The organism is Pedobacter hiemivivus (assembly GCF_005144565.1).
Classification (GTDB): domain Bacteria; phylum Bacteroidota; class Bacteroidia; order Sphingobacteriales; family Sphingobacteriaceae; genus Pedobacter; species Pedobacter hiemivivus.
Window position 1 is genome coordinate 31,208 of record NZ_SWDX01000002.1, and the last position, 18,018, is coordinate 49,225.

General features: G+C 39.8%; 14 protein-coding genes and 3 tRNA genes. 12 read left to right on the plus strand and 5 right to left on the minus strand.

All coding sequences use genetic code 11. The annotated features are described in order from the left end of the window. Positions 1–4: 4 nt before the first annotated feature. The 4 genes from FBD94_RS04035 to FBD94_RS04050 all read left to right on the plus strand — a co-directional run bounded on the left by FBD94_RS04035 (position 5) and on the right by FBD94_RS04050 (position 3,370). On the plus strand, positions 5–700 hold the full coding sequence (locus FBD94_RS04035) for a hypothetical protein (RefSeq protein WP_131612884.1): 696 nt from the start codon (positions 5–7) through the stop codon (positions 698–700). Next, the gene (locus FBD94_RS04040) at positions 697–1,836 is read left to right on the plus strand and encodes a cystathionine gamma-synthase (protein WP_131612885.1); all 1,140 of its coding nucleotides are present in this window, start codon (positions 697–699) and stop codon (positions 1,834–1,836) included. The genes FBD94_RS04035 and FBD94_RS04040 overlap by 4 nt, the downstream gene beginning before the upstream one ends. A 6-nt stretch (positions 1,837–1,842) precedes the next feature. After that, on the plus strand, positions 1,843–2,703 hold the full coding sequence (locus FBD94_RS04045) for a TIGR02757 family protein (protein ID WP_131612886.1): 861 nt from the start codon (positions 1,843–1,845) through the stop codon (positions 2,701–2,703). A gap of 151 nt (positions 2,704–2,854) precedes the next feature. After that, positions 2,855–3,370 (plus strand): YdeI/OmpD-associated family protein, encoded by a 516-nt coding sequence (locus FBD94_RS04050; RefSeq protein WP_136879215.1) that lies wholly within the window; start codon positions 2,855–2,857, stop codon positions 3,368–3,370. Between the two features lie 2 nt (positions 3,371–3,372). Here the strand turns inward: FBD94_RS04050 and FBD94_RS04055 are convergent, their stop codons facing one another. From FBD94_RS04055 to FBD94_RS04075, 5 genes are all read right to left on the minus strand, one after another. Next, complete coding sequence (locus FBD94_RS04055) at positions 3,373–4,104, minus strand: polyprenol monophosphomannose synthase (protein WP_136879216.1); 732 nt, start codon at positions 4,102–4,104, stop codon at positions 3,373–3,375. Positions 4,105–4,197: 93 nt separating this feature from the next. Beyond that, entirely contained in the window at positions 4,198–5,691 is a 1,494-nt protein-coding gene (locus FBD94_RS04060; RefSeq protein WP_136879217.1) for a peptide MFS transporter, read from the minus strand. An 84-nt stretch (positions 5,692–5,775) separates the two neighbouring features. After that, positions 5,776–7,545, minus strand: a complete 1,770-nt coding sequence (locus FBD94_RS04065) for a peptide MFS transporter (protein WP_131612890.1) — start codon at positions 7,543–7,545, stop codon at positions 5,776–5,778. 102 nt (positions 7,546–7,647) lie between these two features. Then, a complete protein-coding gene (locus tag FBD94_RS04070) occupies positions 7,648–8,574 on the minus strand; it encodes a hypothetical protein (RefSeq protein WP_136879218.1) in 927 nt (308 codons plus the stop codon). Continuing rightward, positions 8,575–9,753 carry an acetyl-CoA C-acyltransferase gene (locus FBD94_RS04075; RefSeq protein ID WP_136879219.1) on the minus strand — a complete coding sequence of 393 codons (1,179 nt, stop codon included), beginning with the start codon at positions 9,751–9,753 and terminating at the stop codon, positions 8,575–8,577. A 242-nt stretch (positions 9,754–9,995) separates the two neighbouring features. Between FBD94_RS04075 and FBD94_RS04080 the strand changes: the two genes are divergently transcribed. The 8 genes from FBD94_RS04080 to FBD94_RS04115 all read left to right on the plus strand — a co-directional run bounded on the left by FBD94_RS04080 (position 9,996) and on the right by FBD94_RS04115 (position 18,017). Then, positions 9,996–12,005 carry an HD family phosphohydrolase gene (locus FBD94_RS04080; RefSeq protein ID WP_225874862.1) on the plus strand — a complete coding sequence of 670 codons (2,010 nt, stop codon included), beginning with the start codon at positions 9,996–9,998 and terminating at the stop codon, positions 12,003–12,005. Positions 12,006–12,074: 69 nt separating this feature from the next. Further along, positions 12,075–12,161, plus strand: a tRNA-Ser gene (locus tag FBD94_RS04085). A gap of 89 nt (positions 12,162–12,250) precedes the next feature. Then, a tRNA-Pro gene (locus FBD94_RS04090) sits at positions 12,251–12,324 on the plus strand. Between the two features lie 54 nt (positions 12,325–12,378). Then, positions 12,379–12,452, plus strand: a tRNA-Pro gene (locus FBD94_RS04095). A 217-nt stretch (positions 12,453–12,669) separates the two neighbouring features. Beyond that, entirely contained in the window at positions 12,670–13,104 is a 435-nt protein-coding gene (locus FBD94_RS04100; RefSeq protein WP_136879220.1) for a hypothetical protein, read from the plus strand. 37 nt (positions 13,105–13,141) lie between these two features. Continuing rightward, on the plus strand, positions 13,142–13,366 hold the full coding sequence (locus FBD94_RS04105) for a hypothetical protein (protein ID WP_136879221.1): 225 nt from the start codon (positions 13,142–13,144) through the stop codon (positions 13,364–13,366). 58 nt (positions 13,367–13,424) lie between these two features. Continuing rightward, positions 13,425–14,900: an efflux RND transporter periplasmic adaptor subunit gene (locus tag FBD94_RS04110; protein WP_136879222.1), complete on the plus strand. Its 1,476-nt coding sequence runs from the start codon at positions 13,425–13,427 to the stop codon at positions 14,898–14,900. Positions 14,901–14,912: 12 nt separating this feature from the next. Further along, complete coding sequence (locus tag FBD94_RS04115) at positions 14,913–18,017, plus strand: efflux RND transporter permease subunit (RefSeq protein ID WP_136879223.1); 3,105 nt, start codon at positions 14,913–14,915, stop codon at positions 18,015–18,017. Position 18,018: the final 1 nt, after the last annotated feature.

Sequence of the window (18,018 nt, forward strand, 5' to 3'; positions counted from 1 at the left end):
AAGGATGAGCACAGAAAATTATAATAAGATACTCACTGAATTTAAAGAGAAAGCTTCCTTAAAACAGGCCATCTACCGCAATACAACCGAAGTGTTTGCTTTGTTGAAAAAGCAGTTGGCAGAGATTGCACTGAAACTGCAGCACGATTACAATGTCAAAGATCCCTCGGTAGAGATCAATTTTAAGGAGCATAGTCATTTTGAAGGACAGCTTAAATTTTCTGGTGATATGCTCATGGTATCTATGCATACCAATATATTTTCTTTCGATCCTTCGCATTCTATATTTCAGAGTCAATACATTAAGGATGATATGAGGCTAAACTATTGTGGGATTATCTATCTCCATAACTTCCTGGCCGATTCTATAAAATATAACCGCCTGGCAGATGAAGGAACACTAATTGCCCGTATTTTGATCAATAAGGATAAACATTTTATGGTCGAGGGTGAGGGTGTGCTTGATTCTTTATATCAGGACTTTGCAAATAACCTGGTTACGGAAGAGAAATTAACAGATATTATTGAAAGATCGATCCTTTTTTGTTTGGATTCTGATCTGATGATTCCTCCTTTTGCGCAGGTAAAAGACGTAACTTTAAATCAGAAACAGTCTATGCTGGTTGCCAGTGGATTTCCTACAAGCAAAAACATTGGCTACCAGTTTAAATCAGAAATAGAGCAAAATAATAACATATGAAATTTGCAACAAAAGCTATCCATGCCGGTCAGGAGCCTGACCCAACTACGGGAGCAGTAATGACTCCAATATATCAAACTTCTACTTACTGGCAGAAATCGCCGGGTGATCATAAAGGTTTTGAGTATTCAAGAGGTACCAATCCAACGCGTGTGGCGCTGGAAGCTTGTCTGGCTGCTTTAGAAAATGCTAAACACGGATTGGCGTTTTCAAGTGGTATGGGGGCGACTGATGCAGTGATGAAGTTATTGCAGCCCGGAGATGAAGTAATTACTGGTAATGATCTTTACGGTGGTTCTTACCGTATTTTTACGAAAGTTTACGCCAAGTATGGTATCAAATTCCATTTTCTGGATCTTTCTAAACCGGAAAATATATTGCCTTACATCAATGATAAAACAAAGTTGGTTTGGATAGAAACGCCAACAAATCCAACGATGCAGATTGTTGACATTGAGGGGATGGCTAAAATTACTAAGGAACGTAAGTTGTTGCTTGCTGTAGACAATACATTTGCTTCGCCTTACCTGCAAAATCCAATGGATTTGGGTGCTGATATTGTGATGCACTCGGTTACAAAGTACATTGGCGGTCACTCTGATGTAGTAATGGGGGCTTTATTGGTAAGTGATGATCAATTGTATAAAGACCTTTGGTTTATTTACAATGCATGTGGAGCAACTCCTGGTCCACAGGATGCATTTTTAGTGCTTAGAGGGATTAAGACGCTTCATTTACGGATGAAAGCGCATTGCGAAAATGGCGCTAAAGTTGCTCATTTCCTAAAAAAACATCCTAAGGTTGACAAAATATACTGGCCGGGCTTTGAAGATCATCCTAACCACGACATCGCTAAAAAACAAATGCGTGATTTCGGCGGAATGGTGTCTTTCACTTTAAAGGATGCTGATTTACAAGAGACCTTTAGGGTTGCAGGTTCATTTAAGGTATTTACATTGGCCGAATCTTTAGGCGGTGTTGAATCTTTAATTAACCATCCAACCAGTATGACTCATGGTTCTATTCCTAAGGAAGAACGTGAAAAGGTAGGTGTAGTTGATAACCTATTGCGTTTAAGCGTTGGGGTAGAGGATATTGATGACCTTATTGCTGATCTGGAACAGGCACTTAAATAAAAGGAATTGGAATTTTTAGAACTTAAAGATTTTTTAGACATTAAGGTTGAGCAGTACAATAGGCCCAACTTTATTCAAAACGATCCAATCTGCATTCCACATCAGTTTTCTAAAAAACAGGATATTGAAATTGCCGCATTTTTTGCGGCAATTTTAGCTTGGGGACAACGCAAAACCATTATCAATAAATGCAATGAGCTTTTTGCAAGGATGGATAATGATCCGTATAATTTCATGCTTCATCATAGTGATGATGACCTGAAAAGGTTACTGGGGTTTAAGCACAGGACCTTTAATGATACTGATCTTTTATACTTTGTTGCTTTCTTTAATCAGCATTATCAGCAGTTTGATAGCTTGGAGGCCGCTTTTTTGCCGCCAGGGGATCTATTTCAAACTGATTTTCTATCGGGGCAGGTTGTGGGAAATTATAAAGGATATGCTTCATCGAGTTGTATGCTTTCAGAATTGGATCAACAGGAACCAAAAATAGAAAGGGCCTTGAATTATTTTAGATCCTATTTTTTCTCTTTGCCCGATTATCCGAGACGGACGATTAAACACGTTTCATCGCCTATGCAAAAGTCTACCTGTAAGCGTTTAAATATGTTTTTGAGGTGGATGGTGCGTAAAGACAATAAGGGTGTTGATTTTGGGATCTGGAACATGATTAAGCCTGCTGATTTAATTTGTCCTTGTGATGTCCATGTGGATCGTGTAGCGCGTAAGCTAGGGCTGATAGAACGTAAGCAAACGGATTGGCGTACGGCAGTAGAGCTAACGGGGCATTTGCTGGAGTTAGATCCTTTAGACCCGGTTAAATACGATTTTGCTTTATTTGGGCTAGGGGTTGAAGAGAAGTTTTAAAAAAGGGAAGTTTAAAAAAAGGAATATCCTTGTTCAGACTGGAACCTTTTGCCTTGAAGAAAGGCAAAAATTCCTAGGTCTTCTCAAGAACATTCCTTTTTTTGGATGCATACCGTTCATCTTTGCATATTGTTCATATCTTTAAGCTGAGATGATTACTTTTAAAGCAGAAATAGAACGTTTTGCCGAAATGGGCGAGAAAACTGGTTGGACTTATGTTTTTATTCCACAGGCCATTGCTAATCAGATTAAGGCCGATTGTAGGAAGAGTTTTCGAGTAAAAGGGCAGCTGGATCAAGTAGAAATCAAAGGGATGTCTCTTGTTCCTATGGGGGAGGGCGACTTCATTCTGGCCTTAAATGGTACTATACGTAAGCAGCTACGAAAAGAAATGGGTGCTATGTTGACTTTAGTTTTAGAGGAAGATGCGACCTTTAAGATTGAAATGCCGGAGGATCTGGAGCTTTGTCTTTCTGATGAACCCCGTTTGCTGGAAAGTTTTTTAAAGCTGCCTAAATCCCACCAAAACTGGTACATCAATTGGGTTAATGCAGCCAAAACAGAACCTACAAGAACAAAGCGATTGGTAAGGATTGTTAATGCAATGGATAAGGGCTGGGATTTTGGAACCATGATGCGTGATGGCAGGCCACGGGAAGAAAAGTAATTTTAAGATTGGTCGTATTTCCTAAACCAACTCCATACCTTCATTTGTATCACACCTAAAAATGCTTCTCTAAATATTCTTGTACTCATTTTTGAACTTCCTTCTGTACGGTCTGTAAAGATGATTGGCACTTCGACTACGTTAAAGCCATATTTTAGCGCTGTAAACTTCATTTCTATCTGGAAAGCATAACCCACAAACTTAATCTTATCGAGTGGTATGGTGGCTAAAACCTTACGACGGTAGCATTTAAATCCAGCTGTGGCATCCTGTATGTCGATACGTGTAATTAATCTAACATACATCGAAGCAAAATAAGACATCAGTACCCTGCTCATTGGCCAGTTTACTACATTAACTCCATTTACATAGCGTGAACCAATGGCTACATCAGCACCATTTACGCAAGCCGTTCTTAAGCGGATCAGGTCTTCGGGGTTATGCGAAAAATCAGCATCCATCTCAAAGATATATTCGTAATTAGGTCGTTTCAGTGCCCATTTAAATCCATGTATATAAGCTGTACCTAAGCCTAGTTTTCCAGTACGTTGTTCCAGATATAGCGCAGGGTATTCTGACTGTAATTTTTTTACAATATCAGCGGTCCCGTCGGGAGATCCGTCGTCAATAATTAAGATTTCAAAAAAGTAGTTTAATGAAAAAATCTTTCTAATGATTTTCTCAATGTTCTCTTTCTCGTTATATGTAGGAATAATAATTAAGCTGTCTGACACGCAAAATGAATTAGTCAGTAAAATTATGGATTCTAAATGAAAAACCCGTAGTATATGGAAATACTACGGGTTAAAATATGTTAAATGTAGGCGTTAACTTACCCCATGCATTAGTTTTTTAACCAATGGAGAGAAAATAATCAGAAATACACCTGCAACTGCAGCATAAATAGCCAATTGATAATATCCGTTGGTATAAGATTCCAGTTTAGTCAGCAAAGAAGCATGTTCATCACTTACCGACATATTGGCTCCTAGTTTACCGGCAGCAAATTGTCCGAATGCACTAGCCAGGAACCACATTCCCATCATCATTCCTGTGAGTCGTTTAGGGGATAGCTGGGTCACAAGCGACATACCTATAGGCCCCAGACACAGTTCACCTATGGTAGTGATGAGATAACCAAATGTAAATAAATTCAAAGAAGTCACCCCATTGGCGTCGGCAAAGAAACGGGTATAGTAGAAGATGTAAAATGATGCTGCTAAAAAGAGAAAACCGATCCCAAATTTAATGATGGAATTGGGTTCCAGTTTCTTTTTTGCCAGCCATAACCACAACAAGCCTATTAAAGGGCTAAGAATAATCACAAAAAGTGAGTTGGAGCTGTTGTTTACCACATTTGGATCAATATTAAAAAACAAAAGGGTATGGCTTAGGTTCTTTTCTGCAAAGAGCGACAATGAGCCTCCACTTTGCTCATAAATGGCATTGAATAAAAAGTAAAAGAAGATAAATATAAAAGCTGCAAACAGTTTTAAACGGAACTTATGCTCTTTAACTGTATAGGTTTCATACAAAAAGTAAATAATGGACAGTGGGGCGATGGTGTACATAAAATAATCAGTATATTTTGTGTTCTGTACCATGATCAGGATCAATGGAATAGAGATCAGTGATAAAAGATAAACGCCAATTTCACGCAGTTTTCTTTTCTTTACCGTCAAATGTTTCAATGGAGAATCACCTATAGGTCCCAGGATTTTCTGAGTAAAAATAAAGGTAACCAGGCCAATGATCATTACCAATGCTGCCGCAAGGAAAGCGTAGTTCCAGGATACATATTTACCCAGGTATACACATAAAGCACCTCCAAGTAAACCACCAATGTTTATACCGGCATAGAACATTCCATATCCTGCATCTCTGCGGCCATCACCCTCTTTATATAGATCGCCTACCATAGAGGATACATTGGGTTTAAAGAAACCCGTTCCGATAATGGAGAGGGTAATACCTATATAGAAAAAATCCTTTGGAGAAATTGCAATGATCAGGTTTCCCAGTACCATAACCATTCCACCAAAAAAAAGTGATTTTCGGAATCCCAGGATCTTATCAGCGAAGATACCACCGAGGAAAGTGAAAGTGTAAACAAAGGCTTGTATGGCTGCATACTGTAAGTTAGCACTCTTGTCCGATAGTGCTAAGCCAACCACCTTATCGATCATAAATATGACCAACATACCCCGCATCCCGTAAAAGCAAAAGCGCTCCCACATCTCCACAAAAAACAATGCCCAAAGCTGCTTAGGGTATTTACCCTTAAAATTCTGGATTTCTTCTAATGACAACTCATCAGCCATATTCGTGTTTTTAAAATATAAATGTAAAAATAAAAGCCTTTAGAATATGCTCTAAAGACTTTTATAAGTTTGTGATTTAAATAGCTATTTTACGCCGTGCATTAATCGTTTAAGCACAGGGGTAAGCAACATGATGATGAGCCCCAGACCTACCGGAATAAAGGTAAAGATCAGGAAGAAGGTTGTCATCGAATATTTAGAAGTGATTTCGTCAATCATACCACCCATCGTACCAGCAATCTTATTACCAATAGCAATGGCCAGGTACCAGATACCAAACATGATGGCGATCATCCTTCCAGGTACCAGTTTACTTACATAAGATAGACCTACTGGTGAGATAAACAATTCGCCCATGGTATGGAAGAAATAAGCCAATACCAACCAGATCATACTTACTGATGCAACCGCTGCTCCCTGAGGGATGGTACTTGCACCATAAGCCAATACTGCGAAACCTGTACCTAACAAGATCATTCCGAAACCGTTTTTATAAGTTGCAGAAGGGTTGTATTTGCTTTCCCAAAGTTTGGATACAATAGGCGCACAGCTGATGATGAATAAGGAGTTTAAAATACCGAACCAGGTTGCTGGAACTTCAGATTTTACTTCGCTGTATTGATTTTTTAGCATGTAAATCACGAGAACCCAGATGATCACAAAGCCCGAGGCTAAAATGATGTTACCAAGCGAGTATTTACCAAAGGTTTTAGAGAATAATTTTAATAATACATAAGAGATAATCATCAGGGGAATTACTGTGATTAAAGTGTTTACCACATTGAAGATCACTTTTGAATTACCAACCAATACCCTTTGTGTATAATCTTTTGCAAAGATGGTCATCGAACCACCTGCCTGCTCGAAAGAAGCCCAGAAAAAGATGGTAATGAAAGCCAGTATAATTACGGCAATCATTTTATCTCTTAAAACAGGGGTGTATTGAGAGATCCTTTTCACCAGGATGAACAGGAATAGCACCAATGCAGTCACGATCATGATATTGCTACCGTCGATGCCACTTATTTTAAAATTGAATAAGTTCATGCTGGTAATTTTGGACACCGGATCATTAATGATCCATGATAAACCAATTACAGCAATTAAGCCGATCAATACCAAATCAAATTTAGAGAATGGGTTGCGTGTTGCTTCTTCTGCAGTTTCTTCAAGATCTTGTACATCATTTTTTAATGGTTTTAAACCAATGTTGCCAAAAATACCTTGTGTAAAATAGAACTGTAACATACCGATAAACATAAAGATACCGGCTAAACCGAATCCATAAGCCCATCCCCAGTCTTTATTCTCACCAATGTATCCACAAAGTAGCATACCTAAAAATGCACCTGCATTTACACCCATATAGAAAATGGTATAAGCACCATCTTTTTTCTCTGGGTGTTTTTTGTACATCTGTGCAATGATTGAAGTCATGTTCGGTTTAAAGAAACCATTACCCAACACTAACAAACATAGACCTAAGTACATGAATGAATGGTCTATTTCAATAGCCATAGACAGGTGACCTAAAGTCATAAGTAGGGCGCCTACAATAACTGCCCAGCGGTAACCAATAATCCTATCGGCAATGTAACCGCCTAAAATGGGGGTTAAGTAAGCCAAACCGGTATATGAACCATAAATTGCCAGGGCATATTCTCTTGGCCATCCCCATCCTGGATTGTCTCCGATTAATGAGGAAGTAAGGAATAGCACCAATAAGGCTCTCATGCCATAGTAAGAAAATCTTTCCCACATTTCAGTGAAGAACAAGACAAACAATCCTGCTGGATGTCCGAGTACCTTATTCTCGAAAAAGTTATTTGGAGTGTCCAAACTCTGTGTATTCATTTTGTTTTTTTATGTGTTATAAAAGTTTAGTTAGTTGCGCAAGATAGGTACACGAAGGCAAACTCACAAATTTTAAAAATTGATTGGTTTGCATCATGACCATTAAAGTTTTTTTTCAGCTTTAATCTGTTTATCCTTAGGGTCTATATAAAAATCATCCATAGCATTAGGCTCATTTTTCATCTCTACATTTTCTACCAATTTGAGTCTGCCGCCAACAATTTTATAGGCATCAAAGCTTAAATCAGATGCGTAAAATTCGAAATTTCCCTGCATCTCTGCAGAAAAAGGAGCGAGGTGATCAAATACAATCATGTTTACGGACCTGTCCAGCGTTAGTGTCATTGAATTTAGCTTATTGTATTCAAATACAATCCTGTTTTTAATGGTTTCGCCCTTTAGACCATCAAATATAGTTTTCCCAAATACAGGCTGATCTGCTTTGTCAAAAGAAAGTATGTCAATTACTTTTTTAGAGGTTTTGGCATTGTTGCCCTTCCATCCAAGTAGTATATAATAAGGTGCTCTGCCGTTCATCACTATCGGGATCACCTGATAATATCGGGCACCATACCAGTTTTTGTTTCCAGTAATCTGATTTACGTCCTTCATGTTATTGGTGTCATCAATCAGTGGGAACATTTTTAACTTTCCATCTTTTGTAGCCATTTGTATGGCACCATAAAAACGGTAACTGCCGTCATCAGCAGGGACATACCAGGAGAAAATTCTTAGGGTATTGTTTGGCGATTTCAGCACTGAGATTCTTTTTAAAGAATCGAAAGGGAAGTTAAATGATGCTGGTGTTTTTAATGCCGTAACGAGTGTTTTGATGAACTGGGAATTCGCGAAAAGGCGCTCCTGATCATTTGATGCATTGTAGGTTGCATCGCTCATGCGTTGTAAGGAGTCCTGATAAGTTTTCAGGCGCGATACATTGCTGAGCTCAAAAGTATGCTGTGCAGAAAGTCTTGTTCCTGCACAACATAATATAAAAAGTAATATTAAAGGTTTTAAAGCCTTAATCATTTAGTTTAGGTTTTCTATGACCATTGCACTGGCACCGCCACCGCCGTTGCAAATTCCGGCTACGCCGATTTTGCCTTTGTTTTGCGATAATACGGAAAGTAAAGTAACTACAATTCTGGCTCCCGAAGCACCTAGTGGATGTCCTAATGAAACAGCACCACCATTTACGTTTACCTTTTCGTTATTTAAGCCCAGTTCTTTGTTATTTGCCAGCGAAACTACAGAAAAAGCTTCGTTTATTTCAAAATAATCAACATCAGCAATACTTTTGTCTGCCCTTTTAAGTGCCAACGGAATCGCTTTTGAAGGAGCCGTGGTAAACCATTCCGGAGCTTGCTGTGCATCTGCATAAGAAAGGATTCTTGCTAAAGGCTTTAATCCCAGTTCTTTTGCTTTGTCTGCACTCATTAAAACAAGTGCAGCTGCACCGTCATTTAGTGTAGAAGCATTGGCTGCTGTTACGGTGCCACCTTTTTCAAAAACAGGTTTTAGCGTAGGTATTTTATCAAATTTTACGGCAAAAGGCTCTTCATCTTTGTTGATTAAGGTGATGTCACCCTTACGGTCTTTAACTTCTATTGCTATAATTTCGTTGTCAAACTTGCCTTCTGTTTGGGCAGCTTGTGCTTTTTTGTATGAACTGATGGCAAATGCATCTTGTTCTTCACGACTAAAGCCACATGTGCTGGCACATAATTCGGCTGCAGAGCCCATGTGGTAATCATTGTACACATCCCATAAACCGTCTTTAACCAGACCGTCTGTAATCTGACCATGACCTAAACGGTAACCATTTCTTGCTTTATCAAGGTAATAAGGTACATTACTCATGCTTTCCATACCGCCGGCTACTACAATGTCGTTTTGGCCTAAGGCAATGCTTTGTGCAGCAAGCATAATCGCTTTGGTTCCTGAGGCACAAACTTTATTAATAGTGGTAGATGGCACATCCGGTAAGCTGGCAAATTTGGCGGCCTGTGTTGCTGGGGCCTGGCCAACATTAGCAGATAAAACATTGCCCATGTAAACTTCTTGAATATCAGTTGGTTTTATTCCTGCCTTTTCTACAGCGGCTTTAATGGCAAAGCCGCCAAGTTGTGTAGCAGAAAATCCAGATAATGAGCCTCCGAAACTCCCTATGGGGGTCCGTACTGCTGATACAATTACTACTTCTTTCATTAATGTTTTTAAGTTAGTTAGTAGCAAAGTTAAGTAATTGCGATGTATAGGTGGTTAAGATGTAGGTAATATAACTGTTAAACTCCATTCGGAGCGTTGTCTATAACCATTAAAATAGGATATACTGATGAAATTATATTATTTTTGAATAGAAATCAATTTGCATCGCTTTGGCCAAAATCAGAAAAAATTCTCATAAGGTACTTTACAGGAAGTATTCATCTAATATTAAATATATCATGATGGTGCTTTCGGTATTAATTATAACTACGTTTTTACCCAAACAGCCACGTTTTAGATATGAATTTGAAAAGGGAACGATCTGGAAAAACAAAGATCTGATCTCGCCGTTTAGCTTTGCGATTTTAAAAACCAATCCTCAGGTTACTACGGATAAAAAAGATGCGCTTGAGAATGTCTTGCCTATTTATAAGCTAAACAAAGATTTGTTTAATGTTGTTGAGGAAGCTTATTTAAACGAATTTGATGTGAAATGGAGAACCAATGCTTTTCCTGAAAATGAAAGTGCAACCTATAAGCAGGCTTCTCTTAAATTACTTAAATCTATTTACGACAAAGGGATTATTGCTATAAATCCAAAACATAATAAAGGTAATTCGAGTAATTATGATTTCTCTTTATTAAATAATAACATCTCCAAAACGGTAAATACCCAGGATGTTTTTACGGTACAAACGGCGCTAGCCTATTTTAAAGACAATTTTAACTCGGTTAATCTAAAGATAAAAGAAGCTGTACTAAATCTGGCTGAGGACCATTTGCAACCCAATATTGTTTTTGATGAGAAGCTGACCGCGATTGTGCAGGCCAGTACCGTGAGTAGTTTATCCGTCACGCGGGGGATGGTTCAAAAGGGGGAACTAATTATATCTAAGGATAATGTGGTAGATGATGATACTTATCAGAAGTTGTTGTCATTTAAAGAGGCCTATGAAGCGCAGACGAAGACTATTGGTGATAGTAAAGTAGTTTACTTTGGCCAAATCTTATTGGTAGGCTTTATTGTAAGCTTGTTAATGGTGTTCCTTAAATTGTTCAGGAAAGATATTTTTGCTGATAACAGGCAGCTGTCCTTGATCCTATTGGTGATCACCACCATGTTGTTGGCCTTAACATGGGCTATTAAACTGGATTTACCTAGCATATACTATATTCCATTTTGTATTGTTCCCATCATTATCCGTATTTTATTTGATACCAGGCTTGCGCTTTATCTGCATTTGCTGGTGGTATTGATTTCGGGTTTCTTTGTGCCCAATAGTTTTGAATTTGTATTTTATCAGGTTACTTCTGGTATGGTCGCTATTTATAGTATCAGGAATTTGATTAAACGTGAGCAGTTGCTCTTGTCTGCTTTATTTATTCTATCCGCATACTTTGTGGCTTTTGTAGGGATTTCCTTATTAAGAGAAGGATCCTTTGCCCAGGTGGCCTGGATTAACTTTGTGCCCTTTATTATCAGTGTGCTACTTTCCTTATTGGCCTATCCACTTATTTACGCATTCGAAAAGATGTTTGGTATCACTTCTGATGTGGCTTTAATTGAACTAACCAATACCAATAATAAATTGTTAAGGGAGTTGGCCTTTAAAGCGCCTGGAACTTTTCAGCACTCCTTGCAAGTGGCTAATCTGGCCGAAGCAGCCATCTTTAAAATAGGGGGGAACTCTTTATTGGTTAGGGCAGGGGCATTGTATCACGATATTGGAAAGATAGAGAATCCACAATATTTTATAGAGAACCAGAATACGGCGCTGAGTCCGCATGATAAGCTACCTTATGAGCAGAGTGCTCAGATTATCATTAAGCACGTTCATAAGGGGATAGAAATTACCCGTAGACACCAATTGCCGGAAAGTGTGATCGACTTTATTAGAACGCACCATGGTAACACACGGGTAGATTATTTTTATCAGTCTTTTTTAAAGAATTCGCCTGAGAAATTTGTTGATGAAAACATTTTCAGGTACCCCGGACCGATTCCTTTTTCTAAGGAAACTGGTGTTTTAATGTTGGCAGATTCGGTCGAAGCTGCGTCGAGAAGTTTAAAAAATCCGGATGCTCAGAGCATAAATGACCTGGTCGAACGCATCATTAGCTACAAATTGGAACAAAATCAGTTAGATAATTGCGATATTACATTAAAAGATATAGAAACTATAAAGTTGATATTCAAGACGATGCTGATGAGTATTTATCATGTGCGTATAGATTATCAACAAATCCTGTAATTTTTTTTTGCAAACATAAATGAATTACTATATTTGCACTCCCTCAGCACGGATATGCAGAGGTTAATCGGAGGGATGCCTGAGTGGCCGAAAGGAACAGTTTGCTAAACTGTCGTACTGGCAACGGTACCGAGGGTTCGAATCCCTCTTCCTCCGCTGAAATAAAAAAAAAGTAAAGTTAGGATTTATCATTTTAAAATCGTTGCTTTGCAATCCCTTCGAAAAAGGGAAAACAGATACCAGTTCGGGGTGTAGCGTAGCCCGGTATCGCGCCTGCTTTGGGAGCAGGAGGTCGTAGGTTCGAATCCTGCCACCCCGACAAAATTACTTGGAAGAGTAGTTTAATATTGACCAGTAAAAACAGATACCAGTTCGGGGTGTAGCGTAGCCCGGTATCGCGCCTGCTTTGGGAGCAGGAGGTCGTAGGTTCGAATCCTGCCACCCCGACGAAACAAGGACGTAAAGTCTATTAAAACCCCTCTAAATGTAACAGTTTAGAGGGGTTTTTCGTTTGTTTCATATCAAAGAAAAGCATAATATATCAAGGCTTTTATGGATAAATGCCAAAAATTATGCCCTATTCTATATCCTCTTTTTATTAGCTATTATTAATATTTACCGGAGCTCTAATCAGTATCTGTTTATTAATTAGTAATATTGTACCATGATGCTGAAAAAACAATTTCTGTTGTTCTTGCTGATTGGTGCATTTTCTTTGCACCTGGCGCATCAGTTGTTTCCGCACCATCATCATGAAGAAGAAGTTGTTGCAACGCATTCCCATGAATCCGGGAGCAAACATCATCATCACCATGATACTCCCAGTTCATCTAAAGAGGATAAACAAACCGATTTACTTGATGAAATCCTTTCCTTCATCAATCACGGTAAAACCGACAATCCAATACAATCAGGTAACCAGTTAAAAGCTGATTTCTGTAAAACTATATCCATTATCCTTCCGGGATTTAGTGGCATACAAGATTTTTCATTATTGGAGTATAATCTTATGCTCCCGGTTTATTCCCCGCCAGAGGAACAGCCAATAAAACACGTCATTCTTTTCAAAAGCAGGCGCGGCCCGCCTGCAATGGCCTAATTATATCCATTTTTTTATTTAACCACAATTTACAATCATGAAAAAAACCATGCTTGCAATGGCTGTTGCCATTGGATTATTTGCCGTATCATGCAACAACGAGAAAAAAGCTGAAGGTACCCACCAGCACGAAGACGGATCGACCCATGTTGATCATGACAGCACTGCTGTAGATACCACTAAGCAGGAAGAGTTCAAAGTAGACTCGGTAAAACCTGATACTACCCATGTGCATGACGAAAGTAAACCGCACACACATTAACACCCTAACAGTTACAGGTAAAAGCGCCTGTAACTGTTAAATCAAAAAAGGCCATAAAATGAAAAGAATATATTTATTAATAATAACAGCAGTGCTGTTTACGGCTTGCGGGCAACAGGCTGAACACGCCGCTCATGAAGCAGAAAATATCAAACTTAGTTTGACGGATCTGGACGATCAGGTGGAGGTTTTTGCAGAGTATGATCCGTTCATTAAGGATTCAGTTTCCAAATTTGCCATTCACCTGACCACTCTTGAAGACTATAAACCTATTAAAAGTGCAAAGGTGACCACTAGTCTTGTAATTGCTGGTAATGGGATCAGGAAAGTATTGGATTCCGCTACTGTACCAGGTATTTATAAAATTGTCCTTAATCCAAAAGTACTTGGTAAAGGAGAGCTAATTTTTGACATCAATCTGAACGGGAATATACATCAGTTTAAGGTTTCGGCTACAGTCTTCTCCAGTTATGATGAATTTAAAAAACAACATCAATCCCCGGCTGCTTCGGCAAACGAAATTACTTTTTTAAAGGAACAGAGCTGGGAACTGGATTTTGGGGTAACCAAAATTGCTACCGGTAGTTTCGCTGGTATAATTAAAGCCCCAGGGGCGATAACAGCCGCAGTAGGTGATCAGGAAAGCATAGTTGCTACAGCAGCCGGAGTACTGAAATTTCATGCCCCATTAACTACCGGAAGTCGGGTGAGTTCAGGACAGGCTTTGTTTTCTATCTCAGGGGCAAGTCTAACAGGGGACAACCTGAATACCGCAGTGCAGGAAGCAAAGCTGAAACTTGCTAAAGCAAAGGCCGATTACGAACGTGCAAAAGCTTTACGCCCTGATCAAATCATTTCTGAAAAGGATTACCAAAATGCACTCAACAATTATCAGGGGCAACAATTGAACTACCAAAAACTTTCCCGTAATTTTTCAGGAAACGGGGTTGCTCTTAAATCTCCCGCAGCTGGTTTTTTAACTGACCTGTTGGTTAAAGAGGGAGATTATGTACAGGAAGGTCAGCAGTTGGCTACAGTATCAGCAAGTAAAAAGATCCAGCTTACGGCTGATGTTCCCGCTTCCTATGCAGGACAATTAAGTCAGGTGAAATCTGCCAATTTCAAGATCAATGACAAGCTTTACGAACTAGAGAACCTAAATGGAAAATTGCTTTCTTATGGACGTTCTGTATCTGCATCGGGACTGATCCCTGTTATCTTTTCTTTGGACAACCGCCCTGAATTTCTACCGGGTGTCCCGGTTGAAGCCTATCTTTTAACCAGTTCGGGCAGCACGGTATTACAAATACCTGAAACTGCTGTTATGGAGGATCAGGGTAATTACTTTGTCTACGTACAAAAGGATGGTGAGCATTTTGAAAGGCGGAGCATACAATTGGGGCAAAGCAATGGCAAAATGGTACAGGTTACCGGAGGGTTGAAGGATGGTGATATTCTGGTTACCAAAGGTGCCTATTATTTAAAACTTGCCGCAGGTCAGGGTTCTGCTCCGGCGCATGGTCACGAACATTAATCTCCGAAGATCATGTTAAATCATATTATAAAATTTGCACTGGGGAACCGCCTTGTGGTTCTTCTTGCATCGGTGCTGCTGTTGATCGGGGGTAGTTATACGGCTGTAAAAATGGAAGTTGACGTTTTTCCAGACCTTACCGCCCCAACCGTAGCGATCATTACCGAAGCACATGGATTGGCCCCGGAAGAAGTGGAACAGTTGGTCAGCTTTCCAATTGAATCAACGGTCAATGGATCAACGGATGTACGCAGGGTCAGGTCTTCTGCCTCAGCAGGGATATCTATTGTTTGGGTAGAATTTGATTGGGGTACAGATATTTATCGTGCGAGACAGATTGTTGCCGAGAAACTGGCTACGTTATCCGGGAAATTTCCGCAAGGAGTTAGTTTGCCTACATTAGCGCCCAATACTTCCATTATGGGCGAGATCATGCTCATTAGCATTACTGCTAAGCAAACTAACCTGATGGAGCTAAGGAGTATCGCAGACTGGAATATTCGTCCGGTATTACTGGCTACAGGCGGTGTTTCACAGGTCGTGGTGATTGGTGGCGATTATAAGCAATACCAGATTTTAGCGAAACCCGCATTGCTCAAAGCTTATGGCATCACCATGAATGAGCTTTTTAAGGCTACAAATGGCATCGGTCAAAATGTTTCCGGCGGCTTGATCAATCAGTATGGTAACGAATACCTGGTTAAAGGAATTTTGCGTAGCAACAGACCTGAAGACATTGGCAACACGCTAATCAAAACCGTAAATGGCAAAGCAGTTAAAATAGTTGATGTGGCAACGGTTACCATCGGTGCAGCAGTTAAATTGGGGGATGGTTCATTGAATGCTCAGCCTTCGGTGATCATGACGGTAATGAAACAGCCCAATACCAACACACTGGAACTCACCGAAAAGATTGATCATACCATTGAAGAATTAAAGGGAAGTTTACCAAAGGATGTCATCGTAAACACGAAAATATTCCGTCAGGCCAGCTTTATTGAAGCCTCTATAGGTAACATTGAAAAAACATTGATTGAAGGCTCTATTTTCGTAGTGATCATTCTTTCAATCTTCATGATGAACTGGCGGGCAACAGCCATTTCCCTCATTGCAATTCCAATTTCCTTATTGGTAGCTATTGTGGTACTCAAATTAATGGGTTTAACCATAAATACGATGAGCCTCGGTGGTATGGCTATTGCCGTTGGAGATTTAGTGGATGATGCGATCATTGACGTAGAAAACGTACTGAAACGCTTAAAGGAAAATGCACATCTTCCGGTAGAACAGCGGGAAAACAAATTTACAGTGATTTACAACGCATCTACAGAGATTCGTTCTTCTATCATTCATGCTACTTTTATCATCATTATTGCCTTTACACCGTTGTTTTTTTTAACAGGAATGGAAGGACGGCTCTTGGTGCCGCTGGGCATTGCTTTTGTAGTGGCCTTGTTTGCTTCGCTGATCGTAGCCATTACCTTAACACCTGTACTCTGTAGTTACCTGTTAACATCAAATAAGACCTTATTAAAACAGGAAAAAGAAAGCTGGCTGGTAAGGCATTTGAATCATAGTTATCTTGGTGCTTTGCAAAAAGCAATCACTTACCGAAAATGGCTTGTTACCGCAGTGGTCGGTTTATTCATTGGTGCCTTATTCCTGTTCAGTAGTTTTGGACGTAGTTTTCTGCCGGAATTTAATGAAGGTTCCCTGGTGATCAGCGCAGTTACAATACCCGGTATATCATTGGAAGAAAGCAATAAGATCGGACAGCAGGTAGAACGTGCCATGCTCAGTATTCCTGAAGTGAAAACCACTACCCGCAGAACCGGACGTGCTGAACTTGATGAACATGCTCAGGGTGTTAATGCTTCTGAAATTGATGTGCCCTTCTTTCTGGAAGAACGCTCCAGGTCTGAATTTATGGCTGATGTAAGGCGGAAATTAGCGGGTATTACTGGTGCAAACATTACTATAGGTCAGCCTATCGGCCACCGGATTGACCACATGTTGTCAGGGACGAGAGCGAATATTGCGATTAAGATATTTGGTCAGGATTTGGCAGAACTTTATCGTCTGGGCAATGAAACCAAAAAGGCAATAGAGAATATTCCCGGACTGGTGGACATTTCAGTTGAACAGCAAATCCAAATCCCTCAAATCCAGATCAAACCCAAAAGAGACCTGCTTGCTGCTAAAGGCATTAGTCTGGAAGATTTTAGCCGCTTTGTAGAAGTTTCTATTGGTGGTGAAAAGGTAGGTGATGTTTACGAAGCAGGAAAACGCTTTGATCTGGTACTCCGATACGAGGAATCTGCCAGAAGCAAGATAGAAGATTTGAAAAACCTGTTGATTGATGCAGGTGATGGTTCTAAAGTTGCTTTGGGGAGTGTAGCGGAAATCGTTTCAACAAAAGGCCCGAATACCATTAACCGGGAGAACGCACAACGTAAATTGGTGGTTTCAGCCAATGTTGCGGGACGAGATCAGTTATCTGCCGTTGAAGAGATACAGGCTAAAATGAAAGCCATTAAGCTACCGCAAAACTACAGGGTTGAATATGGCGGACAGTTTGAGGCAGAAGCGGAAGCTTCCCGGACTTTAGTGTTGACCTCAGTATTTGCTTTATTAGCGATTTTTCTTGTCCTGTACCATGAGTTTAAAGATTCTGCGCTGTCTATGATTATTCTGATCAATTTGCCATTGGCACTCATTGGTGGTATAGTCAGTGTATGGTTAACTGGCAGTATCATTAGTATTCCTATTATCATTGGCTTCATCACGCTGTTTGGAATAGCAACAAGAAATGGGATTTTATTGGTTTCTCATTACAGGCATTTACAACAGGAAAAGGGCTTTTATGATCTGGATATTGTGATCAAAGGATCAATAGACCGTTTAAGTCCTATTCTGATGACCGCCCTTACCGCAGGTTTAGCTTTGATTCCGCTCGCAATGGCCAGCGATCAACCAGGGAACGAGATTCAAAGCCCGATGGCTAATGTCATTCTAGGTGGTTTGTTAAGCTCTACGCTGTTAAATCTGTTCATCGTGCCCATTGTGTACAATAGCCTGATGAAAAAAAGAAAATCTACAAACCTTAATCAAGCATAAG